Consider the following 20,153-nt stretch of genomic DNA (forward strand, 5'->3'; position numbering starts at 1 on the left):
GGCCGGGGATGACTGCTGCCACGATGGCCGTCAATGCCTTCCGTCCCGAAGGAGTGGTCCTCATGGCGGTCTCCCGCCGCAGGTTCGTCACATCGGTGCTGGCCGGGTCCGCCCTCGCCACCGCCTCCACCACCGAACTGCTCACCAGCATGTCCAGCCCCGCGCAGGCCGCCAGTCCCCCCGGGGACGTGGTCGGCAAGGTGACGGTCGGCTACCAGGGCTGGTTCAGCGCACCCGGCGACGGGGCGCCGATCGGCGGATGGTGGCACTGGAGCCGCGACCGGTTCCAGCCGCCGTCACCCGCCAACACCACAATCGTGTCCTGGCCGGACATGCGCGAGTACACCCGCACCTATCCCACCGCGTACCCCAACCTGGGCAACGGCCAGCCGGCCACCCTCTTCTCCTCGTACGACCAGCAGACGGTGGACACCCACTTCCGCTGGATGCAGGAGAACGGCTGCGACACCGCCGCGCTGCAACGGTTCAACCCGATGGGCGACGAGGGCCCGACCCGCGACGCGATGACACAAAAGGTGCGCTCCGCCGCCGAACGGTACAACCGCAAGTTCTACATCATGTACGACGTCACCGACTGGCTGACGTTCCAGTCGGAGATCAAGACCGACTGGACGACGAAGATGGCGGCGCACACCGCGTCCTCCGCGTACGCCCGGCAGAACGGCAAACCGGTCGTCTGCATCTGGGGCTTCGGCTTCAGCGAGCCCAGCCGACCCTTCACCCCGGGCCCCTGCCTGGAGGTCATCAACTGGTTCAAGGCCCAGGGCTGCTACGTCATCGGCGGCGTGCCCACCTGGTGGCGGCAGGGCATCGAGGACTCCCGCCCCGGCTTCCTCGACGTCTACCACGCGTTCCACGCGATCTCGCCGTGGATGGTCTACCGGGCCAGGACCGTGGAGGAGCTGGACTCGTACTACAACAACGTCAACGTCGGTGACATGGCCGACTGCGCGGCGCGCGGCATCGACTACCTGCCCTGCGTGATGCCCGGCGACCTCGCCGGGGGGCACCGCAAGCACGGCGACTTCTACTGGCGGCACATCTACAACATGGTCCGGCTCGGCTCCCAGGGCCTGTACGTGTCCATGTTCGACGAGTACAACGAGGGCAACCAGATCGCCAAGACGTCCGAGACCCAGGCCACCACCCCGGCCGGGGCGAACATCCGGGCCCTGGACGAGGACGGCGTGGCCTGCTCCTCCGACTACTACCTGCGGATCACCGCCGACGGCGGCCGGATGCTCAAGGGCCAACTCGCGCTCACCGCCGTCCGCCCCACCCCGCCGATGGTCGGCACCCCACCACCGGCCACCGGGAACCTGGCCGCCGGCCGACCCACCTCGGCGAGCAGCCAGGGCGGCGGGTTCCCGGCGTCGAACGCGGTGGACTCGAACGCCGGCAGCTACTGGGAGAGCGGCGGCGGCTCCTTCCCGCACTGGTGGCAGGTCGACCTCGGCGCCAGCCACCAGGTCAACAAGCTCGTGGTGCGGCTGCCCGCCGGCTGGGGAGCGCGCACCCAGACCATCACCGTGCAGGGCAGCGTCGACGGCAACTCCTTCGCCACCATCGCCGCGGCCTCCGCGTTCACCTTCGACCCGGCCACCGGCAACACCGTCACCCGCACGCTGACGACCACCACGGCCCGCTACGTCCGCCTCAGCATCGCCGGCAACACCGGCTGGCCGGCGGGCCAGCTCGCCCAGGTCGAGGTGTACGCCGGGAGCACCGTCCCGGACAACCCGCCGACCACGCCGAGCGGCCTCACCGTGACCGGCAAGACCTCGACGAGCGTATCCCTGGCGTGGACGGCCTCCACCGACGACACCGGGGTGACCGGCTACCAGGTACGCCAGGGCGGCACGGTGGTCGCCACCGTCACGGGCACCACGGCGACCGTGAGCGGGCTCAGCCCGTCCACCGCGTACACCTTCACCGTCACCGCCCGCGACGCCGCCGGCAACACCTCGGCCGCGTCCACCGCGGTCACCGTCACCACGGACGCCGCGGCCAACGCGGACCTCGCCCGGGGCCGATCCACCACGGCGAGCAGTCAGGTCCAGAGCTACGCGTCGGGCAACGTGGTGGACGGTGACGCGAACAGCTACTGGGAGAGCGCCAACAACGCGTTCCCGCAGTGGGTGCAGGTCGACCTGGGGGCAACCCGCACGGTCGGGCGGGTGGTGCTGAAGCTGCCGCCGTCGTCGGCGTGGGGCAGTCGGACGCAGACACTGTCCGTGCAGGGCAGCACCGACGGGGGGAGCTTCGGCACGCTCGTTGGATCGGCGGGGCGGACCTTCGACCCAGCCAGCGGTAACCAGGTGACGCTGACCTTCACCGCCGCGCAGACGCGCTACGTGCGGATCTCCGTCACCGGCAACACGGGATGGCCGGCCGGACAACTGTCGACACTGGAGGTCTACGCCAGCTGACCGGGTGTGGGGCGGCCGCCGGACGCCGACGGACGGCCGCCCATCCCACGAGTGGGCGCAAACCACAACTTGTCAAGGCACATCATCCTGCCCCTGGTCAGTCCGGGCCCACATCGCATGCGCTCCGACCAGAGAACTGGCGTCTACCTCACCTAGGCATGAGCACGAGCATCGGCCTCAGGAAGCAGGAGACCCTGCGCTGCCTCAAGCGCTACATCGTCCGTGACGTCTGCAGCGTCCTACGCGCCGCTTCGCCGCCCTCTTGACCTCCATAGGAACATCGGATGGCAACGGCGTTGATGGTTGGTCTCATGTCGGTGATACTCGACTCTCCACCATGGAGGCGCGGTCATGAGTCCCATCGCAAGCCTGCACAGCACTGAAAGAGACTTCTCCGTCGACCTTCCGGTCGCTGATCTAGTTGTGCTACTGCTCATTTTCTCGCAGGCTTGGGAATCCACCGACCCCTGGCAGAATCAGCGACGCAAGCGAGTGTCACTGGCGCGGTCCACGCTCTTGAAGCGAATGGACCTGCTCGGTTTTGCAGAGCAGGGGGTCGCGGCGGACTTTCTTGCCAATGGGGGTGAATGGGTTTACGACCTGGACCGTAACGACCTTGGCGACTCGGATGATCTAGACTCGGATGAGGGTAGCAAGAAATCCGCCGCTTATCTCCAAAAAATGATCGAGTCAGGCGCAAGCTTCCAATGGCCTGCGTGGTCAAATGAGTCGGCGCGACTGGCCAGAGAGTTGGCGATCTACTGGGTAGACGAACACGAGTCGTACCCTCGTGAATCGACAGTCATTAGGACAGCGCTGCGCGCGTTTCGGCCCGACGAGAAGGTTTATGTACGAATATCGCAGCAAGCGCTATTCGATCTGACGCCGGGTGAGGTCGAGTGGCAAGAGGATGAATTCCCGCTCCCGCTGTCGCTTGAACGTTATCGCAGCTCGCTGGCGTGGAAGAACACTAAGCCGATTGTCTTAGTTGAAGGATCTTTCGACTGCAAGGTGATCCGGGCGGCATTTGAGGTTCGATGCCCCGACTACGCAGACTGCCTCTCCGTGGCAGACTTCTCGCAAGGCGCGGAAGGTGGTGCGGGAGGCTTGCGTCGGACACTGCGGACGCTCGCCCAGTTGGAGATACCCAATACCATTGTGGGCCTGTTCGACAATGACGCGGCAGGTGTGGAGGCGATGGACCTGCTTGACAAGGACAAGTTGCCTCGACATATTGGCTACGCCGTCTATCCCGAAATGGATTTCGCCCGCTCTTATCCAACAATAGGACCTACTGGGCACGCTCTGGCGGATATCAACGGGCGTGCTCTATCGGTAGAGCACTTCCTTGGTTTTGATTGCCTCACATGCGAGGGTGCCTTGGCGCCCGTCGAATGGACTGGCTACAACCGCCGAGTGGGCGTATATCAGGGGTCAGTTATTGGCAAGGCCAGAATTCAGTCGAATTTCGAGAAGAAACTTAAACGAGCGCGGTTGCATGAATCGGATGCGAATGACGATTGGGGTGGCCTCCAGGTCCTTGCGAACTTCGTCATCCAGCAGATCTGCCAGGTTGCGGGACGAAGGTGAGGTAGCCGATTTCTCGCCGGGTGGCGAGAAGGGTTCGTCTGCTCGGTTAAATGCCGCATAGATCCATAATCTTACGGTTCAGTTCATACCAGGTGTCCGACGATTCTTCGTATTGGCGGGTTATCAAATAAGTTTGAGTTACCAAGAAGCCTGTAACCACGGCTAGCGCCAGAAAGGCAATGTAGGTTCTCCGGAACTCACGCTTCCAGAAGGCTGCCATGCTCGGCACTTCTGCCGCAAACACCTTCGTGTCCGCGAGATGGTCAGAGGTCTTGAGGTCATTCGGCATTCCTTCTGTAATGACGTCAAAGCTCAGCCGCCAGCCCCGCTTGAGAAGTGCCGGCCGAAGCAAAACTTTCGAACCTTTGGCCGAAAATACTTCCGGAGTGACTGCTTGGACAGAAGCGAGAGCCGCCGTCGACCCGAAATTCAACTCCAAAGGCTTGCCTTGGTCGAAATCGCTGGATTTGATGTCGTGGCGTCCAGCGATCAGTATCTCGACATGAGTTAGGTGCGGAGCGGTCAGGACCTGATTATTTACTTCAACGAGCAGTGAAACCCGCTCGGTGGAACTTGTGCCGACGAGTGGAGTCGGCTTTACCCACCCGATTCGGATCTCCCGCTTGGCAGGAAACAGTGCCCTCCGACTGTAACTGATTGCGACGATTGCAACCAGCACGCCCGATCCGGAGAGGATGAGCGTCATTAGGTTGAACGGCTCTCCAGTTAAAACGTTAGACGACATGCCAGCCCTTCGGTCTATTGGCAATTTGGGAAAACTTTAGTGCTCTATTGCCATGCTTAAAGCCCGGTGTTGATCGCGGTCGTAGGCTAGCAGAGCTATCCGACATTGCCGGATCCAAATAGAAGGCCCAGCGAACAAGATTCGGAAAGTATGCGGAGTGATCAAGCTCGTCTGCGCGTGTTGGGCATTCGTCCCGGCAGGACGGCGGGTGATGCAGTCAGAGCTACGCCCCTCCCAAATCGTGTGTGGCAGTGGATGCGGTGACCTCCGCGACCGGGATCTGTCCCACCGATGGAATTATCGCCGATCAAGATTGGGCCGTCTCTAGGCTGTCAAACGCTACCCAACCACGACCGAGGTCAACCAGCGGCATCCTGACAATCGGCCAGTGCAGAGCCCTTTGTCCATGGCGCTGACCAAAAGGCGATGGACGAGTCGGCCTGTACACCGGGCTATTTACGCAGTCTGCGAACGAGTCGCTGCTTCGTGTTCTCACCCATCAACGGAGGACAGTGGGGACGACCGAGCCGCCAGCAAGATAAAGCGGAGCGTGTAGGTAACGAGCGTTCATCGCCGCACGAACTCTTGTAGCGACGTTGTCGGGAAGATGCTGCTCGGCCTCCCGAAGGGAGAAGAAGACGGCGTCCTCCAACTCCTGTCCGGGCAGGACGAGGCCATCGAGGTTGGCGAGGGACCCGCAGTCGAACGTGAAGCTGACAATCGCACGTGGCCGCTGCCCGGCGGGCGGTGCCCAGTCCACCACGAGCAGGTCACCCACCACCACGGAGATCCCCAACTCCTCTCGGATCTCACGGGCGCAGGCGTCATGTGGGTATTCGCCCTCGTCGACATAGCCGCCGGGAAAGGCCCAGTGGTCGCGGTACGTGGGTTTGACGAGCAGCACGTTGCCGGCCGGGTCGGTGATGAAGGCCGCGGCGGCGGCGTAGAAGGAAGCCAGGTTGGCGTACCACGTGGTGGGGTCCGTCCAGGTCACCTCGGTGACGCTAGCGGACGGGTCCAGGTGGGCTCTCGCGCTACGCGGTTGTCGGCATGGTCGCGAGGCTGTGCAGAACCTCGCTGACCTGCGGCGACGCCTGCTGAGGGCTGAGCGTTGCCGCCAGTTCGCGGACGCGCTGTTGGACACGCGCCGAATGGATGCCCGAAGTGTGCTGCGCCAATTTCTGACCCCAGTTGCAGGCGGCGTCGGTGTCCCCGGCGCGGGCGTGAGTCACGGCGACGAGAGCGGTGTGCAGGGCACGCGTTCGGGTGTTCTCGCTGGCGAGGGTGAGAGCGTCGGTCGCGTGGTCAAGGGCCTGCGAATACAGCTGGAGGTCGCCGAGGCACCTTAACGCGGCTCCGGCGAGGTGGGCAGGGCTGAAGTAGGTGACCCAGAGCGGGCCGGGGACTACGCCTGCGCGGTCGAGAGCACGCTCGGCTCTGGCGAGCGCGAGCTGGCAGCCACGTCGCTCGCCTGACTGCCCGTACGCGGTGGCGGCGGTCGCGTGCAGCCGAGCGAGCACGGCGGCCGGCGCACGCCCTGCCCCGTCGATGGCCGCTTCGGCGAGCCGCGCCGCGTCCCGGGAGTGGCACAGGTGCACGGCCTGGGTAGCGAGGTTGGCCAGCAGGTGAGCGCCGTAGAGGCGGTCATCGGCGGCCTTGGCGAGTCGCAAGGCGACGGTCACGTGTTGTTGGGCGGCGGCATGGTCGCCCGCGTCGTACGACATGAAGGCGAGTTGTCCGCACAATGTCGCGGCTGCGCGCATGAGGTGACGCCCAACGGCTTCGGTGTAGGTGCCGTGCAGCATGGGTGCGACCTGGCGTACGAGGAAGTCGGCCATGAGGGAACGGGTGCGCGGAGAGCCGCTGCCGTGGCGTCGGTCGAGGTCGGTGAAGTGGTCCGCCAGCGCGTACAGCGACTGAACGTCGGTGGAGGTGACTTGCTGTCGGCCGCTCCTGCTGACGGTCACGTCGCTCGGGTCATACCGCCAACCGAGTGCCGCCTGTAGGGCTTTGCCGCTGTCGAAAGGCCCGCTGACCTGTGAGCTGAGGTGCTTGGCGAGCCTCGTCCAGATCTGCTCGGCGGTATCGATCGCGCCGTCAACGGACGCGGGATAGACGCAGGTTCCGATGTTGTCGGCCGTACCGAAGCCCAGCTCGGTGACGGCGACGGAGCGACCGAGCTTGCGGGTAAGGGTCTCGGCCATGGCGGCCTGGATGTGCTCGCCTGGCCGGCGACCGCGTAACCACCAGTAGACGCTGGCGGCATCGTATCGCCAGGTGCCCTGGTCACGGCCCGCGTGATTGAGCTGGCGAGCGAAGGCGGCGTGGGCGTTGCCGTAGCCAGCGGCAAGCAGCAGCCCTTCGAATGCTGCGTTCGTCACCGGTCGCGCCATGGTTCCGCCTCCAGGTATCGGTCAACTACAACTAGTGACGAGCCTATGGGCTGATGCGCTCCTATGGGGACCTGCGCAACCCCGCGCAACCCACGTCCTGACCAGCGCAATCGCACGCATTGCTTGCCATCTGGTCCGTCGATCGGCAACCGGCTTCGGTGATTGCAGGAGTCCTGGGTGCCGGCGATGTCCTAGCGTCGCGCGCCGAATAGCGGAGGTGGTGGGAATGCACGGCGACGAGCTGACGAGCAGGGGCGAGCAGTCCGAAACGGCCGAGCGGGAGGCTGCCAAGCAGCGCCTCCTTGCGCAGGCGGAGGCGGAGCGCGTACCGGTGGAGGAGACGACCCGTGCGGTCCCGGACCGGCGGTGGCGGCGTGACCAACGATGACGTCCCGATCGGCCGCCGCGTCGCCCGCTGGCGCGTGCGGCGGTCAATGACGCAGCAGATGCTCGCCGACCGGCTGCGCAGGTCGAAGAGCTGGGTGGACAAGGTGGAGCGGGGCGTGCGCGCCCTGGACCGGTATTCGGTGATCCAGGAGTTGGCCGACGTCTTGGGGGTCGACCCGGAGGTGCTGCTCGGCCAGCCGCGGCCAACGCCCGCCGGCCCGCCGGATGGCGTGGACGACATCCGGGCCGCTCTCGCCCGCTACGACACCCTGCAAGCCCCAGAGCGGACGGACGAGCTGAGGAGGCAGGTCGGGTACGCCTGGTTGAGCTACCAGCACGCGCACTACGGGCAGTTGGTGCGGGTGTTGCCGGGTCTGCTCGACGCCGTGCAGGGCGTGCGGTCACCGGAGTTGCTGGTGCAGGCGTACCGGATCACCTCGTCGCTGCTGGTCAAGCTCGGCGAGGCCGACCTCGGCTGGCTGGCCGCCGACCGGGCGATGTCCGCCGCCGGCGACGACCCGATCCTGGCGGCAACAGCAGCCATCTCGATAGGCCAAGCGCTCCGCGCGCAAGACCGAGATCACCTGGCCCTGGCCGCACTGCTCCCCGCCGCCAACCGCGTCCTTCCACCCTCATCCCACAACGGTGATCAAGAGGTTTGCGGGACTTTTGGAGATCAAACTTCCCGCAAACCTCTTGATCAACTAAGAGAGGGCGTGCCTGCGCGACAGCGACCACCGGGGGAGTGGGCGGTGGGCGGGACGCTGCTGCTCCAGGCGGCCCTGGCCGCCGCCGGCTGCGGCGAGCACCGCCGCGCCGATGAGCTGACCGACTGGGCTGCGGGCGTCGCCGCCAGCCTGAGGGGGTACGACGATCCGCACCGCACCAGCTTCGGGCCGATCGCCGTCGAGTTGGCCCATGTTCTGGTGGCGGCGCAGCGGGGTGATGCCGTTGAGGCGCTGCGAAGGCATTCAACCGTCGTGCGGCGGGAGGGGTGGCGGCGGTTGCCGGCCGAGTATCGGGGCGCGTACCTGGTCGACGCCGCTCGGGCGTACCTCCAGGTGGGTGACCTGCGCGGGGCCGCCCGCGCGCTTGTCGACGCGGACAGCGTCGCGCCGGCTGAGGTTCGGTGCCGGCGGTTGGCGCGTACCGTGATCGCCGATGTTGCCCGCGCGCAGCCGGTGCCGGCCGGCGTGGCGCGACTGGCCACGCTGGTCGGCCTCACCCGCTGACGGACGAGCGCCGGCGCTCCAACCAGAAACCCGTATCGACGTGCAGGCAACTGGTCCCGGCAGTCTCAGTGCTCCCAGAGGTCCTCGGTGCGGAAGTACCTGGCGGTGAACGTCTCTTCCAGGGAGCCGGTGTCGGTCTCATCTGTCCACCAACCCGGCCAGACGTCGACACCGGAAGGCGCGCTGATCGCCGTCAGGACGGTGGAGCACCGGTGGCAGCGCCGGGGCGCCGAGTCACGGAACCGCCCGCCGCAGTCGCATCGCCGTAACCGTGCCTCAAGTGCCGCCATCAGGGTGGGGTAGGTCCTGTCTTGGGAAGGGAGCACGTCGGCGATGGTCATGAACGTGCCGTCGTAGTAACTGACATCCACCCGCATCGGGCAGCCGTCGCAGTAGAGGAAGTAGCAGTCCAGCAGCGGCGAGTGGTCGAGGCGGTAAAGGCGTTCGTGGCACTCCGGACAGGCAACTTCCTCGCCGTTCAGCCAGTTGTCGTCGAGTTCGTCCGGTTGGCTCACCGGTTGATCATCCCATGGGTGTGACGCGCGGTCGCGTCGGCGATTCGCGTTTCGGCCCGGGTGGCGCCGGTCCGCTGTGAGACTGGGCGAGTGCCGGCACGGTCGGTGCATCGGCGCTGGCCGACTCGACTTGGCGAGGTGGTGAAGATGCCCAGCGACAACGAAATTCGTCCCTTCCGGCTCGACACATCTGAGGACGCGATCGCCGATCTGCGTCGCCGGATTGCGGCTACCCGCTGGCCCACTCGTGAGTTGGTCACCGATCGCTCGCAGGGGGTGCAGCTGGCGACGATCCAGGAGTTGGCCCGCTATTGGATCACCGATTACGACTGGCGTGCGTGCGAGACGACGCTGAATTCGCTGCCGCAGTACACGACGAACATCGACGGCGTCGAGATTCACTTCATCCACGTACGGTCGCAGCATGAGAACGCCCTGCCGCTGATCATGACGCACGGCTGGCCGGGCTCGGTCGCCGAGCTGCTCGGGGTCATTGGCCCGCTGACCGACCCGACGGCGCACGGCGGCACGCCCGAGGACGCGTCGCCCGAGGACGCGTTCCACCTGGTGCTGCCGTCGTTGCCGGGCTACGGCTTCTCCGGCGAGCCGACCGAGCCTGGCTGGAATTCGGCGCGGATGGCGCAGGCGTGGGCGAAAATCATGGACCGCCTCGGGTATTCGCGCTACGTCGCACAGGGCGGCGATGTTGGCGCGGCCGTCACGGACGCCATGGGGCGTCAAGCACCCGAGGGGCTGCTCGGCATCCACGTCAACCTGCTCGCCGGGGCGGTCGGCATCAAGGACAAGTTGCCGGCGAGTTCCGAGCAGGAACGCGCCGCGCTCGACGCGCTCAACCTTTTCTCGATGGACGGTTTCGGCTACTTCCTAGAGCAGTCCACCCGGCCGCAGACGATCGGTTATTCGCTGCTGGACTCACCTGTCGGGTTGGCGGCCTGGATGCTCGACCATGACACGGACAGCTACTACAAGATCTCCCGCGCGTTCCTCGACGGTGAGCCGGCCGGCGGTCTCACCCGGGACAGCATCCTCGACAACATCACGCTGTACTGGTTGACGGGCACCGGTGCTTCGTCCGCCCGGTGGTACTGGGAGCAGGGGCGGTTTCAAGCCGCGGCCCAGGCGGCCGGACAGGCTCCGCCGCCGGTCACGGTTCCGGTCGGCTTCACCACGTTCCCCGGCGAGATCTGGGCCGCTCCGCGTAGCTGGGCCGAGGCGGTCTACCCCGGCATCGCGTACTTCAACGAGGTTGACCGCGGCGGGCACTTCGCGGCGTGGGAGGAGCCGGAACTCTTCTCCGCTGAGGTACGGGCCGCGTTCCGGCCGCTGCGGAAATCCTGACGGCCTCACCCATTGACGGACGCGCGCCGGCGCCTGTCGTCGGCCGGGTGGATGGTGCGTACCGGGTTGGGCACCGGCCCTCGGGGCTGCCACTCGCGGGGGTAGCCGAGGGAGACCTCCTCGAACCGCACCCCGTCGTGGAACGTGGTGCGGGGGATGTGCAGGTGCCCGTAGACCACGGTGGCGGCGCCGAAGCGCAGGTGCCAGTCGCTGGTGCGGACCGTACCGCACCACTGGGCGAAGACCGGGTACCGCAGGACGTCGGTGGGTTCCCGCACCAGCGGGTAGTGGTTGACAAGCACCGTCGGCAGCGCCGGGTCGCGCTCGGCCAGCCGGCGTTCGGTCTCGGTGACCCGGGCCGCGCACCACGCCTCCCGGCTCGGGTACGGGTCGGGGTGCAGCAGTGCCTCGTCGGTGCACACCACCCCGGCCGCGTACGCCAGGGCAAGCGACTCCTGTTGGGTGCGTGCCTCCGGCACCCGGAAGGTGTAGTCGTAGAGCACGAAGAGCGGGGCGATGGTGGCCGGGCCGCCGTCGCCGTCCCACACCGGGTACGGGTCCTCCGGGGTGACCACCCCCAGCCGCTGGCACATCCGCACCAGCTCGCGGTAGCGCTCCTCGCCGCGCAGCGTGACCGGGTCTCGCGGCGGCGTCCACAGCTCGTGGTTGCCCGGCGCCCAGACGACGCGCGCGAACCGACTGCTCAGCAGCCCGAGCGCCCACTCGATGTCGGCGAACCGGTCGGCGACATCGCCGGCGACCAGCAACCAGTCGCCGTCGTTGTCGGGGCGCAGCTCCTGCACGAACGCGCGGTTCTGCGGGTGCCCGACGTGCAGGTCGCTGACAGCTCGCAGTCGGGGCGGAAGGCTCACACCCCGAGGCTAGGCCGTCGCGCCCCGATCAGGACACCCCTGTCCCGGTAGTGGGCACGTCAGCAGAACCAACCGTCCTGCACCCAGCCGCGCCGGTTGATGTGCCCGTAGGCGAAGCCGTAGACGTAGCCGCCGCTGCGGGGACCCTCGACCAGGAACGTCTGACCCTGGTAGAGGGTGCCCATCCAGGCGCCGACGGGCTGGGTGCGGACGAACAGGTCGCTCGCGCACACGGTCTCCCGCTCCCCGATCGTGCCGTTGGCGGCCTGCGCCGGGGTCGGCATGGCGAGGGTCGCGGCCACCACTGCGGCCAGCAGGCCGGCGATCACCCGGGTGCTACGCCGGCTCACCATGAGTCGTACCCGCCGATGCATTCGGCGCGGAGGTAACCCCAGTCGTTCGGGCCGAAGTCGAAGGACGCCGCCCACCCGTTGTAGACCGGATGCGCACCCGGGGTGTGGCCGATCTTGTTCCCGTACACGAGGGTGCGCTTGAGGCCGGTGGGCCCGCCGGCGGAGTCGTAGTTGGCGTAGAAGCTGGCGCTCTGGCAGACCACGATGGCGTGCCGTGGCACCACCGGGTCGGCCTGGGCCGGCGTGGCGCCGAGGGCGGCCACCGCCGCTCCGACGGCCAATGCGGCGGCCCTCGTGCGGATTCGTCGAAGCATGCCCACCTCCCGTACGCCGAAACTTTCCTACCGGCGACCCTACCGAGGAGGTCGATAAATGTCGATGGGAGGCGGGTGTGTGAGCCGGCTCCCGAGGGTGCCCCGGTGACCCGCATATCCGGCGACCCGACGGGAAAGCGCGGGGCGTCCGACAGCCCGAGACCGGAGCAGGAGACAAACATGCCTTTCATCACCGTGGGGACGGAAAACTCCGCGCCCATCGACCTGTACTACGAGGATCACGGTTCCGGTAAGCCGGTGGTGCTGATCCACGGCTTCCCGTTCAACGGCGCGACCTGGGAGAAGGTGACCACCCAGCTGCTCAACGCCGGATACCGGACGATCACCTACGACCGGCGCGGTTTCGGTAACTCCGCCCAGCCGACGTTTGGGTACGACTACAACACGTTCGCGGCGGACCTGGACGTGCTGATGACCGAGCTGAACCTGAGCGACGTGACCCTGGTGGGGCACTCGATGGGCACCGGCGAGGTGATCCGCTACCTGGGCAACTACGGCTCCCAGCGAGTGAGTCGGGCCGTGGTGCTCAGCCCGTTGCAGCCGATGTTGGCCAAGGCGGACGACAACCCTGAGGGCGTCGACCGGAGCCTGTTCAAGGGTTTCCAGGACGCCATCATCAAGGACCGGTTCGCCTACCTGACCCAGTTCTGCGACGCGTTCTTCAACTACAGCGAGAACAAGGGCAAGCTGGTCAGCGAGGAGGCGTACCGGGCGCACTGGCAGATCGGCGCGATCGCCTCCGCCAAGGGCACCCACGACAGCGTGACCGCCTGGCAGGAGGACTTCCGCCCGGACCTGCCGAAGGTCGACGTGCCGCTGTTGATCATGCAGGGTGACAAGGACAACGTGCTGCCCTACCCGGTGACCGGCCAGCGACTCGGGCCGATGATGCCGACCGGCAAGCTCATCACGCTCAAGGGCGCGCCGCACGGTCTTCCGTGGACCAACGCCGACGACGTCAACAAGGCGATCATGGAATTCATGAAGCAGCCGGCCAAGGCTCGCGCCTGATCCGTCCCGGTAGCCGTTCGGACGCCAGCGCCGTGAGGCGCAGCGACACCCGGCCCAGGGTTCGCACCGGGGCCGGGTGTCGTCGTCGGTCAGGGCCGGCGGGCCACCACCGCGCCGTTGGCGCCGGGCGCGTCGAACGGCACCGTCCGTACGTCGACGAAACCGGCGTCGGTGAGCCAGGCCGCGTACTCGGCGCCCGAGTAGTTCCGGCCGCCCTCGGTCTCGACAAGCATGTTCATCCCCATCAGGGCGGCCTCCGGTGGCCCGGTGCGCTCGTCGTTGAGCAGCAGTTCGCAGACGACGATCGCGCCGCCGGGCGGCAACGCCGCGTGGCACCGGGCCAGCAGCGCCCGGTTCGTCGGCTCGTCCCAGTCGTGCAGGATCATGCTGAGCAGGATGACGTCGTGCCCGTCCGGCAGCGCCGGATCGGCGAGGAAGTCACCGCCCACCGCGTCGATCCGCCCGGTGAGGCCGGCCTCCGCGATCCGCTCCCGGGCCCGGACGCAGACGTGCGGCAGGTCCAGGACGGTCGCCCGTAGGTCGGGCAGGCGGCGGCAGAACTCGATCGGGAACGCGCCTGCCCCGCCGCCCACGTCCAGCAGCCGGCGGTGCGCGGAAAAGTCGTACGCGTCGGCCAACGCGCTGGCGGTGAAGCTGGACGTGGAGAACATCGCGTCCCAGAACTGCGCCAGCATCTCCGGGTCGGCGGTGTCGAACATCGACTGCTGGGCCTCCGGGTCCCAGGTCAACGGCCGATCCGTGCGCAGGGCCTCGCCGATGCGGTGCCAGGGCAGGTAGGTGCGCAGGTCCGAGTAGCGGACCTGCGCGCCGAAGTAGTACGGCCGACCCTCGACCAGGAACTGCTCGGCCAACTCGGAGTTGCGGTAGCCGTCGCCGGCCTTCTCCAACAGGCCGAGCGAGGCACTGGCGGCCAGCAACAGGTCCGCGGGCCGTTCGGGCAGCCCGAACTCGGCGGCGGCTTCCTCGACGGTCAGCGTCCGCCCGCCGGCCAACCGGGTGAACAGGCCGAGTTCGACGCCGACCGCGAGGGTCTTGAACCCCCACACACCGGCCACCAGGCGCATGAGGGGAGTCGGAGTGATCATCACGACATGAGATCACAGATCCACCCCGTCCACTATGGGCGGTTCACGCCCGCAGCAGCGTCACCACCCCCGCGGCCACCAGCACCCCGGCCCAGAGCCGATCGACGTTGAACCAGGCCCGACGCAGCACCCCGACCCCGAGCACGTGGTAGACCAGGAGCGCCACGGCCAGGGCGACGCCGAGCATGGCCACGGTGTGCACCCCGGCCGCCGCCAGGCCGGACAACGCACCCACCGGCGCGGCGGCCAGGTGCCCGGAGTGACCCCCGGGCACCGGCTCGGCCACCAGCACCGGCAACAACATCAACCCCGCGCCGTGCGCCGACGACATGAGGAACGACCAACCGGCGAGCTGCGCCGCCGACAGCCGCATACCCGCCCAGCGGAAGTGCCGCTCGGAGAGCAGTCGCCACATCCCGAAGGCGACCAGCAGCACCCCGCCGACCACCGCGAGGGCGGTGCTCGCCGTCACCGACCGGGTCGCGGCGACCAACGCGGCGACGATCGCCACCGAGGCGAGATGCCCCGCCGCGATCGGCGGCAGGGCGCGCAGCAGCGCCAGCCGGCTGCGCTCCTGCAGACCCCGGGCCACGGCGAACAACCAACCCATCGCCGGGTTCAGGCCATGGAACGCGCCGAGCGCGGCGAGCGTCGCCAGGGTGCTGACGGTCACGGGAAGCAGTACGAGTCGGAAGAGGCGTCCCCGCCCTGCAACCGGGTCTGGTGCACCCGCAGCCCCCGGAACTCCTCACCGTGCGGAAAGAACCGCTCATCCGGGGCGAGCCCACCGGCGTCCACGTCGACGTCGAGCTTGGCCAGCCAGGCACCCACCCCGTCCGGGTAGAACTGGTCGTCCCACGCGCCGTAGAGCGAGTTGCTGACGTAGACCCGCCGGCCGTCCCGGCTGACCTCCACCATCTGCGGGCCACCGGCCAACGCCTCGTCCGGCGCGGACGGGTGCGCGGTCCGGCGGACGATCCCGCCGAGGTGCACCGAACCCGTCTGCACCGGGTGCAGCGGGTCGCTGACGTCGTACTGGCGCAGCTCGCCGGTGCCCCAGCAGGAGACGTAGAGGAACCGGTCGTCGACCGACAGGTCGATGTCGGTCACCAGCGGCGGCACCGCCCCGAACGGCTTGAGCAGGTCGGGCAGGTCCGCCGGGTCGGCCGGCTCGGCCGGGATGTCGATCACCTTGGTGACCGCCCAGGCGTCCCCGTCGCGGTGCCAGAGCCAGATCGAGGCGGACAGGTCCTCGACGCTGATCACCACACCGACGAACCCGTACGACTTCGTCGGGTCGTGCGCCGGCCGCAGCTCCAGCGGCATCTGGTACTGGTCGCCGAGGTCGACACGTTGGACGTGCCGGCGTTTGGCGAGGTCCCAGAAGTGGATGGCGTGCCCGTAGCGTCGGCCCAGCAGCAACTCACCGATGATGCCGTCCTCGATCATCGACGGGGTGCCCCACTCGCTGGTGACCAGCACGTCCTGGGTGAGGTGCCACCACAGGTCGTACGCCAGGAACTGCGGCCCCCGGTCGGCCTCCCACGCCCCGCGGACCTCGAATGTGGTGTGGTCGAGGATGGCGATGCCACCCGGACCCTCGGCGCCGTCCGCGCCGCCGAGGGCGGAGAGGTAGATGCCGTCCGGGCCACAGTGCACGGTGTGCGGCCGTGAGTAGCCGGCCCGCTTCGCCAGCTCCTCCGCCCCGATCACCTTGACGATCTGCGGCTGGCGCGGGTCGGGCTGGGTGTCGAGCACGTGGATGCGCGACGACCGCAGGCCGGGCACGATCAGGTAGCGCCGCTCGACGTGCGGGTGCGGGGCGGTCGGGCAGAGCGCGCTGCTGCACGCGTTCCAGCCGAAGTGGTGCAGCTCGTCGCCGACGTAGGGCAGGTCGGTCCAGCCGACCACCCGGCCGTAGTCGGGGGAGTCGGGGTCGGTGTCCAGCACCACGATGGCGTCCGGACGGCTGGCCGTCCGGTCGAAGGCCGCCACGTAGGCGAGCTTCTCCGCGGGTGCGGTCACCGCCTCGCGGGGCGAGGGGTAGAACGTGGGGTCGGGGGTCCAGCGGGTCATCACAGCTCCGCTCGTCAGGTGGTGGGAACGCCGAGTCGGTCGAGCAGGTGGCGGCGCAGCGCGCCGAAGGCCGGGTCGTCCGGCGTACGGGTGGGGCCGAGGTCGACGGGCAACTCCGCGGCAATGCGGCCCTCGTCGAGGAGCAGGATCCGGTCGGCGAGCAGCAGCGCCTCCTCCACGTCGTGGGTGACCAGCAGGGCGGCGAAGCCGTGCTCGGCGCGCAGCCGACGCAGCAGGATCTGCATCCGCAGTCGGGTCAGCGCGTCCAGGGCGCCGAACGGCTCGTCGAGCAGCAGCAGGTCCGGTTCGCGGACCAGGGCCCGCGCCACGGCCACCCGCTGCGCCTGCCCACCGGACAACTCCGCCGGCCAGGCGCGATGCCGCTCGGCCAGGCCGACCTCGGCCAGCGCCCGCCGGATCCGCCCCGGGCCGTCCGCGCCGGACAGCCCGAGCCCCACGTTCTCCGCCACGCGTTTCCACGGCAGCAACCGGTGCTCCTGGAAGACCACCGCGGCGGTGCCGTGCACGACGCTCGTCCCGCTGGCCTCGCCGTCCAACCCGGCGAGAATCCGCAGCAGCGTGCTCTTGCCGGAACCGCTGCCGCCCAGCAGGGCCACCACCTCACCGCGGGCGATGGTCAGGTCGACCCCGGCCAGCACGACCGTCGGCCCGAACGCCCGGCGCACCGCGTGGGCGGTCAGCACCGGCTCGGCGGTGGTCAGGTGGCCCGCAGTCCGCGACGCCATGTCAACATCCTCCTCTCCAGGACGCGCAACGCAAGGTCGGATATCAGCCCGAGCAGGGCGTAGACGAGCAGGCCGAGCACCACCACGTCGGTCTGGCTGAACTCCCGCGCCTCCATCATCAGAAAGCCGATCCCGGTCTGGGCGTTGACCTGCTCACCGACGACCAGGCTGAGCCAGGCCGCCCCGATCGCCAGCCGCAGGCCGAGGAAGAGGGACGGCAGCGCGCCGGGCAGCACCACGTGCCGCAGCCGGGCGGCCTGGCCCAGACCACACGTACGCGCCGCCTCCACCAGCCGCTCGTCGATGTCCCGGATGCCCGCGTAGGTGTTGAAGTAGATGGGGAAGAACGCGCCCAGGGCCACCAGGCTGATCTTCAGTGACTCGCCGATGCCGACCCAGATGATCAGCAACGGGACCAGCCCGAGGTGCGGCAGCATCCGGGCCATCTGCACCGGCGGGTCGACCAGGTCGTCACCGAGCCGCAGCAGCCCGGCCACGGTGCCCAGGACCAGGGCCAGGAGACCACCGATCAGCAGGCCCGCCCCGGCCCGGGTGAGCGAGTCCAGCAGGTGGATGCCGAGCGTCCCGTCCCGGCTCAGCCGCGCGCCGGTGGCCAGGACGTCGCTGGGCGCGGGCAGCTTCTCGGCCGCCAGCAGCCCGGTCCGGGCGGCCAACTCCCAGCCCAGGACCAGCACCACCGGGCTCACCACCCGCCGCCAGCGCCGGGCCGGCCGCTGACGACGGGGTACGACCGGCGCCGCCGCCGTGACCTCGTCGGGCGCCTCGACGAGCGTCGTACGACTCACTGGAACACCGCGTTGAACCGGCCGTCGACCCGGGAGCGGAGGTCGACCGGCCCCGGGATGAGTTCCAGGGCGATGAAGCTGTCGGTGATCGCCTGCAGTTCGTCGCCGATGGCCGGGGTGACCGGGGCGAGGGGCTTGGCGCTGCGGGCCAGGGCGCGGCTGGTGACGTCCTGGGGGATCTTCAGCTCCGGTGCGAGGGTGCTGGCTCGCTCCTCGGGGTGGGCGATGCCCCAGTCGGTCACCTCGCGGTAGCGCTGGAGGAACGCCCGGATCTCGTCCGTGCGCTTGTCGACCGCCTGGGGCGCGGCCAGGACGTACTCGCGGTTGCTGGCCAGGCCGGTCGCGTCGGCGAGCACCTGGACCCCCGGTTGCTCGGCCAGGGCGAAGTACGGGTCCCAGATCACCCAGGCGTCGATCTGGCCGCCGTCGAACGCGGGCCGCCCCTCGGCGGGCTTGAGGTACTTGACCTGGATGTCCTTCAGGGTCATGTTGTTCGCCTCCAGCAGCCGGACGAGCAGCCAGTGCACGTTGGACCCCTTGTTGAGGGCCACCGTCCTGCCCCTGAGGTCGGCGAAGCTGCGGTAGCCCCGGTCGGCCTTGACCAGCACCGCCTCGCCCTGCGGAATCGGCGCCGAGGTGCCGATGACGGAGAACGGGATCTTCCCGGCGGCGGCGAAGACGGGCGGCGCCTCGCCGACCTGCCCGATGTCGATGGAGCCGGCCTTGAGTGCCTCGGTGAGCGCCGGACCGCTCTCGAAGAGCGACCACTCCACATCCGGTGCGGCGCCGCGCGCCTTGACCAGGCTCAGCCCGCCGAAGCGCTGGTAGCCGATCCGGAGTTTGCCCTTGGTGCCGCCCGCATCGGCGGACCCACCGCACGCGCTCACCGCGACCGTGGCGAGCAGCGCCACGGTGGTGAGCACGGCCGTCAGGAGGCGGCGATGCGGGGGACGGCTCGTCGACGGGGTGGGCATGGCGGCTCCTCGGGTCGGGGCATGCGGACAGCGGCGCATCGACAGGTGTCGGCGCCGGCAGTAGCCTACTAACCCGATAGGTTTTATGGGTAGGCTGTCGGCGGGATCGTCCCACCCCTCAGGAGGTGCCCGTTCGCCCCGAGCGCACTCGCACGCCCACCCGCCGCCCCCGCACGGAAAGAGCCGAGATGACCCTCACCTTCCACTGGTTCCTGCCCACCAACGGCGACAGCCGGGACATCGTCGGCGGCGGACACGGCGTACCGACCGGTGCCGCCGGTGGTGCCCGCCCGGCCAGCGTGGCGTACCTCGGGCAGATCGCCCGCAGCGCGGAGCAGCTCGGCTTCGTCGGCGCGCTCACCCCGACCGGCGCCTGGTGCGAGGACGCCTGGCTCAGCACCGCGATGCTCGCCGAGGTGACCGAGCGACTCAAGTTCCTGGTCGCCTTCCGGCCCGGGCTGCTGGCCCCCACGCTGGCCGCCCAGATGGCCTCGACCTTCCAGCGGCTGTCCCGGGGCCGGCTGCTGCTCAACGTGGTCACCGGCGGCGAGTCGCAGGAGCAGCGGGCCTACGGCGACTTCCTGGACAAGGACGCCCGGTACGCGCGGGCCGACGAGTTCCTGCACGTGGTCCGCGCGCTGTGGCGCGGCGAAACCGTCGACCACGACGGCAGCCACGTCCGCGTCGAACAGGCGCGACTGCACCGGCTGCCCGACCCGGTGCCGCCGGTCTACTTCGGTGGGTCCTCCGCCGCCGCCCTCCCGGTGGCGGTACGCCACAGCGACGTCTACCTCACCTGGGGCGAGCCGCCGGCCCTGGTCGCCGCCAAACTGGAGCGGGTCCGGGAACTGGCCGCCCGCGCCGGGCGGGAGCTGCGCTTCGGCATCCGGCTGCACGTCATCGTGCGGGACACCGCCGAGCAGGCCTGGGCGCAGGCACAGCGTCTGCTCGACGGGGTCTCCGAGGCCGACATCCGGGCCGTGCAGGAAGGGCTGCGCCGCAGCGAGTCCGAGGGGCAGCGCCGCATGCTCGACCTGCACGGTGGCTCCCGCGACGGCCTGGAGGTCGCCCCCAACCTGTGGGCGGGGGTCGGGCTGGTCCGTGGCGGGGCCGGCACCGCGCTGGTGGGCAGCCACGCCGAGGTCGCCGACCGGATCGCCGAATACCACGCGCTCGGCATCGACGAGTTCATCCTCTCCGGCT

General features: G+C 68.7%; 20 protein-coding genes. 7 read left to right on the plus strand and 13 right to left on the minus strand.

Features of this window, described 5'->3' with window-relative positions; all coding sequences use genetic code 11:
- Window positions 1-62: 62 nt before the first annotated feature.
- On the plus strand, window positions 63-2,450 hold the full coding sequence (locus PSH25_RS11535; RefSeq protein WP_238659085.1) for a galactose-binding domain-containing protein: 2,388 nt from the start codon (window positions 63-65) through the stop codon (window positions 2,448-2,450).
- Window positions 2,451-2,801: 351 nt separating this feature from the next.
- Window positions 2,802-4,040, plus strand: a complete 1,239-nt coding sequence (locus tag PSH25_RS11540; protein ID WP_238659086.1) for a hypothetical protein — start codon at window positions 2,802-2,804, stop codon at window positions 4,038-4,040.
- Window positions 4,041-4,086: 46 nt separating this feature from the next.
- Here PSH25_RS11540 and PSH25_RS11545 read toward each other — a convergent pair whose 3' ends face one another.
- From PSH25_RS11545 to PSH25_RS11555, 3 genes are all read right to left on the minus strand, one after another.
- Window positions 4,087-4,746 (minus strand): hypothetical protein, encoded by a 660-nt coding sequence (locus tag PSH25_RS11545; protein WP_238659087.1) that lies wholly within the window; start codon window positions 4,744-4,746, stop codon window positions 4,087-4,089.
- A 538-nt stretch (window positions 4,747-5,284) separates the two neighbouring features.
- On the minus strand, window positions 5,285-5,779 hold the full coding sequence (locus PSH25_RS11550) for an NUDIX domain-containing protein (RefSeq protein ID WP_238659088.1): 495 nt from the start codon (window positions 5,777-5,779) through the stop codon (window positions 5,285-5,287).
- Between the two features lie 40 nt (window positions 5,780-5,819).
- Window positions 5,820-7,178 carry an NsdA family TPR-like regulatory protein gene (locus tag PSH25_RS11555; RefSeq protein WP_238659089.1) on the minus strand — a complete coding sequence of 453 codons (1,359 nt, stop codon included), beginning with the start codon at window positions 7,176-7,178 and terminating at the stop codon, window positions 5,820-5,822.
- A 226-nt stretch (window positions 7,179-7,404) separates the two neighbouring features.
- On the opposite strand from PSH25_RS11555, the gene PSH25_RS11560 reads away from it, so the two are divergent.
- Together PSH25_RS11560 and PSH25_RS11565 are read left to right on the plus strand one after the other, a co-directional pair.
- Complete coding sequence (locus tag PSH25_RS11560; RefSeq protein ID WP_238659090.1) at window positions 7,405-7,566, plus strand: hypothetical protein; 162 nt, start codon at window positions 7,405-7,407, stop codon at window positions 7,564-7,566.
- Window positions 7,553-8,797: a helix-turn-helix domain-containing protein gene (locus PSH25_RS11565; RefSeq protein ID WP_238659091.1), complete on the plus strand. Its 1,245-nt coding sequence runs from the start codon at window positions 7,553-7,555 to the stop codon at window positions 8,795-8,797. The genes PSH25_RS11560 and PSH25_RS11565 overlap by 14 nt, the downstream gene beginning before the upstream one ends.
- 65 nt (window positions 8,798-8,862) lie before the next feature.
- On the opposite strand, the gene PSH25_RS11570 is transcribed toward PSH25_RS11565, so the two are convergent.
- Window positions 8,863-9,312: a hypothetical protein gene (locus tag PSH25_RS11570; RefSeq protein ID WP_238659092.1), complete on the minus strand. Its 450-nt coding sequence runs from the start codon at window positions 9,310-9,312 to the stop codon at window positions 8,863-8,865.
- A gap of 147 nt (window positions 9,313-9,459) precedes the next feature.
- On the opposite strand from PSH25_RS11570, the gene PSH25_RS11575 reads away from it, so the two are divergent.
- Window positions 9,460-10,671, plus strand: a complete 1,212-nt coding sequence (locus PSH25_RS11575; protein WP_238659093.1) for an epoxide hydrolase family protein — start codon at window positions 9,460-9,462, stop codon at window positions 10,669-10,671.
- A gap of 5 nt (window positions 10,672-10,676) precedes the next feature.
- On the opposite strand, the gene PSH25_RS11580 is transcribed toward PSH25_RS11575, so the two are convergent.
- The 3 genes from PSH25_RS11580 to PSH25_RS11590 are packed head-to-tail and all read right to left on the minus strand — an operon-like array spanning window position 10,677 to window position 12,210.
- Window positions 10,677-11,543 (minus strand): metallophosphoesterase family protein, encoded by an 867-nt coding sequence (locus tag PSH25_RS11580; protein ID WP_238659094.1) that lies wholly within the window; start codon window positions 11,541-11,543, stop codon window positions 10,677-10,679.
- Between the two features lie 59 nt (window positions 11,544-11,602).
- Complete coding sequence (locus tag PSH25_RS11585) at window positions 11,603-11,896, minus strand: hypothetical protein (RefSeq protein WP_238659095.1); 294 nt, start codon at window positions 11,894-11,896, stop codon at window positions 11,603-11,605.
- Complete coding sequence (locus tag PSH25_RS11590) at window positions 11,890-12,210, minus strand: hypothetical protein (RefSeq protein WP_238659096.1); 321 nt, start codon at window positions 12,208-12,210, stop codon at window positions 11,890-11,892. The genes PSH25_RS11585 and PSH25_RS11590 overlap by 7 nt, the downstream gene beginning before the upstream one ends.
- Window positions 12,211-12,390: 180 nt before the next feature.
- Here PSH25_RS11590 and PSH25_RS11595 point away from each other — a divergent pair, with 180 nt between their 5' ends.
- Window positions 12,391-13,242, plus strand: a complete 852-nt coding sequence (locus PSH25_RS11595; RefSeq protein WP_238659097.1) for an alpha/beta fold hydrolase — start codon at window positions 12,391-12,393, stop codon at window positions 13,240-13,242.
- Between the two features lie 89 nt (window positions 13,243-13,331).
- On the opposite strand, the gene PSH25_RS11600 is transcribed toward PSH25_RS11595, so the two are convergent.
- The 6 genes from PSH25_RS11600 to PSH25_RS11625 are packed head-to-tail and all read right to left on the minus strand — an operon-like array spanning window position 13,332 to window position 18,950.
- Window positions 13,332-14,348 (minus strand): methyltransferase, encoded by a 1,017-nt coding sequence (locus PSH25_RS11600; RefSeq protein ID WP_238659098.1) that lies wholly within the window; start codon window positions 14,346-14,348, stop codon window positions 13,332-13,334.
- 43 nt (window positions 14,349-14,391) lie between these two features.
- Window positions 14,392-15,021, minus strand: coding sequence for a hypothetical protein (locus tag PSH25_RS11605; protein WP_238659099.1), 630 nt, complete (start codon window positions 15,019-15,021; stop codon window positions 14,392-14,394).
- The gene (locus PSH25_RS11610; RefSeq protein WP_238659100.1) at window positions 15,018-16,424 is read right to left on the minus strand and encodes a selenium-binding family protein; all 1,407 of its coding nucleotides are present in this window, start codon (window positions 16,422-16,424) and stop codon (window positions 15,018-15,020) included. The genes PSH25_RS11605 and PSH25_RS11610 overlap by 4 nt, the downstream gene beginning before the upstream one ends.
- A gap of 14 nt (window positions 16,425-16,438) precedes the next feature.
- Window positions 16,439-17,170, minus strand: a complete 732-nt coding sequence (locus PSH25_RS11615) for an ABC transporter ATP-binding protein (RefSeq protein WP_238659101.1) — start codon at window positions 17,168-17,170, stop codon at window positions 16,439-16,441.
- Complete coding sequence (locus PSH25_RS11620) at window positions 17,143-17,976, minus strand: ABC transporter permease (RefSeq protein WP_238659102.1); 834 nt, start codon at window positions 17,974-17,976, stop codon at window positions 17,143-17,145. The genes PSH25_RS11615 and PSH25_RS11620 overlap by 28 nt, the downstream gene beginning before the upstream one ends.
- Window positions 17,973-18,950 (minus strand): aliphatic sulfonate ABC transporter substrate-binding protein, encoded by a 978-nt coding sequence (locus PSH25_RS11625; protein WP_238659103.1) that lies wholly within the window; start codon window positions 18,948-18,950, stop codon window positions 17,973-17,975. Before PSH25_RS11625 ends, PSH25_RS11620 begins: the two co-directional genes overlap by 4 nt.
- 188 nt (window positions 18,951-19,138) lie before the next feature.
- Between PSH25_RS11625 and PSH25_RS11630 the strand changes: the two genes are divergently transcribed.
- The coding region (locus PSH25_RS11630) for an LLM class flavin-dependent oxidoreductase (RefSeq protein ID WP_238659104.1) at window positions 19,139-20,153 on the plus strand (1,015 nt) is incomplete at its 3' end.

It is taken from the genome of Micromonospora foliorum (assembly GCF_022229015.1).
GTDB classification, from domain to species: Bacteria; Actinomycetota; Actinomycetes; order Mycobacteriales; family Micromonosporaceae; genus Micromonospora; species Micromonospora foliorum.

What these genes read in the sequence shown, in the direction of transcription:
- PSH25_RS11575 (WP_238659093.1), top strand. Translation starts at nt 9,460, where the DNA reads ATGCCCAGCGACAACGAAATTCGTCCCTTCCGGCTCGACACATCTGAG.
- PSH25_RS11610 (WP_238659100.1), bottom strand. Translation starts at nt 16,424, where the DNA reads ATGACCCGCTGGACCCCCGACCCCACGTTCTACCCCTCGCCCCGCGAG.
- PSH25_RS11600 (WP_238659098.1), bottom strand. Translation starts at nt 14,348, where the DNA reads ATGATCACTCCGACTCCCCTCATGCGCCTGGTGGCCGGTGTGTGGGGG.
- PSH25_RS11595 (WP_238659097.1), top strand. Translation starts at nt 12,391, where the DNA reads ATGCCTTTCATCACCGTGGGGACGGAAAACTCCGCGCCCATCGACCTG.
- PSH25_RS11625 (WP_238659103.1), bottom strand. Translation starts at nt 18,950, where the DNA reads ATGCCCACCCCGTCGACGAGCCGTCCCCCGCATCGCCGCCTCCTGACG.
- PSH25_RS11590 (WP_238659096.1), bottom strand. Translation starts at nt 12,210, where the DNA reads ATGCTTCGACGAATCCGCACGAGGGCCGCCGCATTGGCCGTCGGAGCG.
- PSH25_RS11585 (WP_238659095.1), bottom strand. Translation starts at nt 11,896, where the DNA reads ATGGTGAGCCGGCGTAGCACCCGGGTGATCGCCGGCCTGCTGGCCGCA.
- PSH25_RS11540 (WP_238659086.1), top strand. Translation starts at nt 2,802, where the DNA reads ATGAGTCCCATCGCAAGCCTGCACAGCACTGAAAGAGACTTCTCCGTC.
- PSH25_RS11560 (WP_238659090.1), top strand. Translation starts at nt 7,405, where the DNA reads ATGCACGGCGACGAGCTGACGAGCAGGGGCGAGCAGTCCGAAACGGCC.
- PSH25_RS11535 (WP_238659085.1), top strand. Translation starts at nt 63, where the DNA reads ATGGCGGTCTCCCGCCGCAGGTTCGTCACATCGGTGCTGGCCGGGTCC.
- PSH25_RS11615 (WP_238659101.1), bottom strand. Translation starts at nt 17,170, where the DNA reads ATGGCGTCGCGGACTGCGGGCCACCTGACCACCGCCGAGCCGGTGCTG.
- PSH25_RS11555 (WP_238659089.1), bottom strand. Translation starts at nt 7,178, where the DNA reads ATGGCGCGACCGGTGACGAACGCAGCATTCGAAGGGCTGCTGCTTGCC.
- PSH25_RS11545 (WP_238659087.1), bottom strand. Translation starts at nt 4,746, where the DNA reads ATGACGCTCATCCTCTCCGGATCGGGCGTGCTGGTTGCAATCGTCGCA.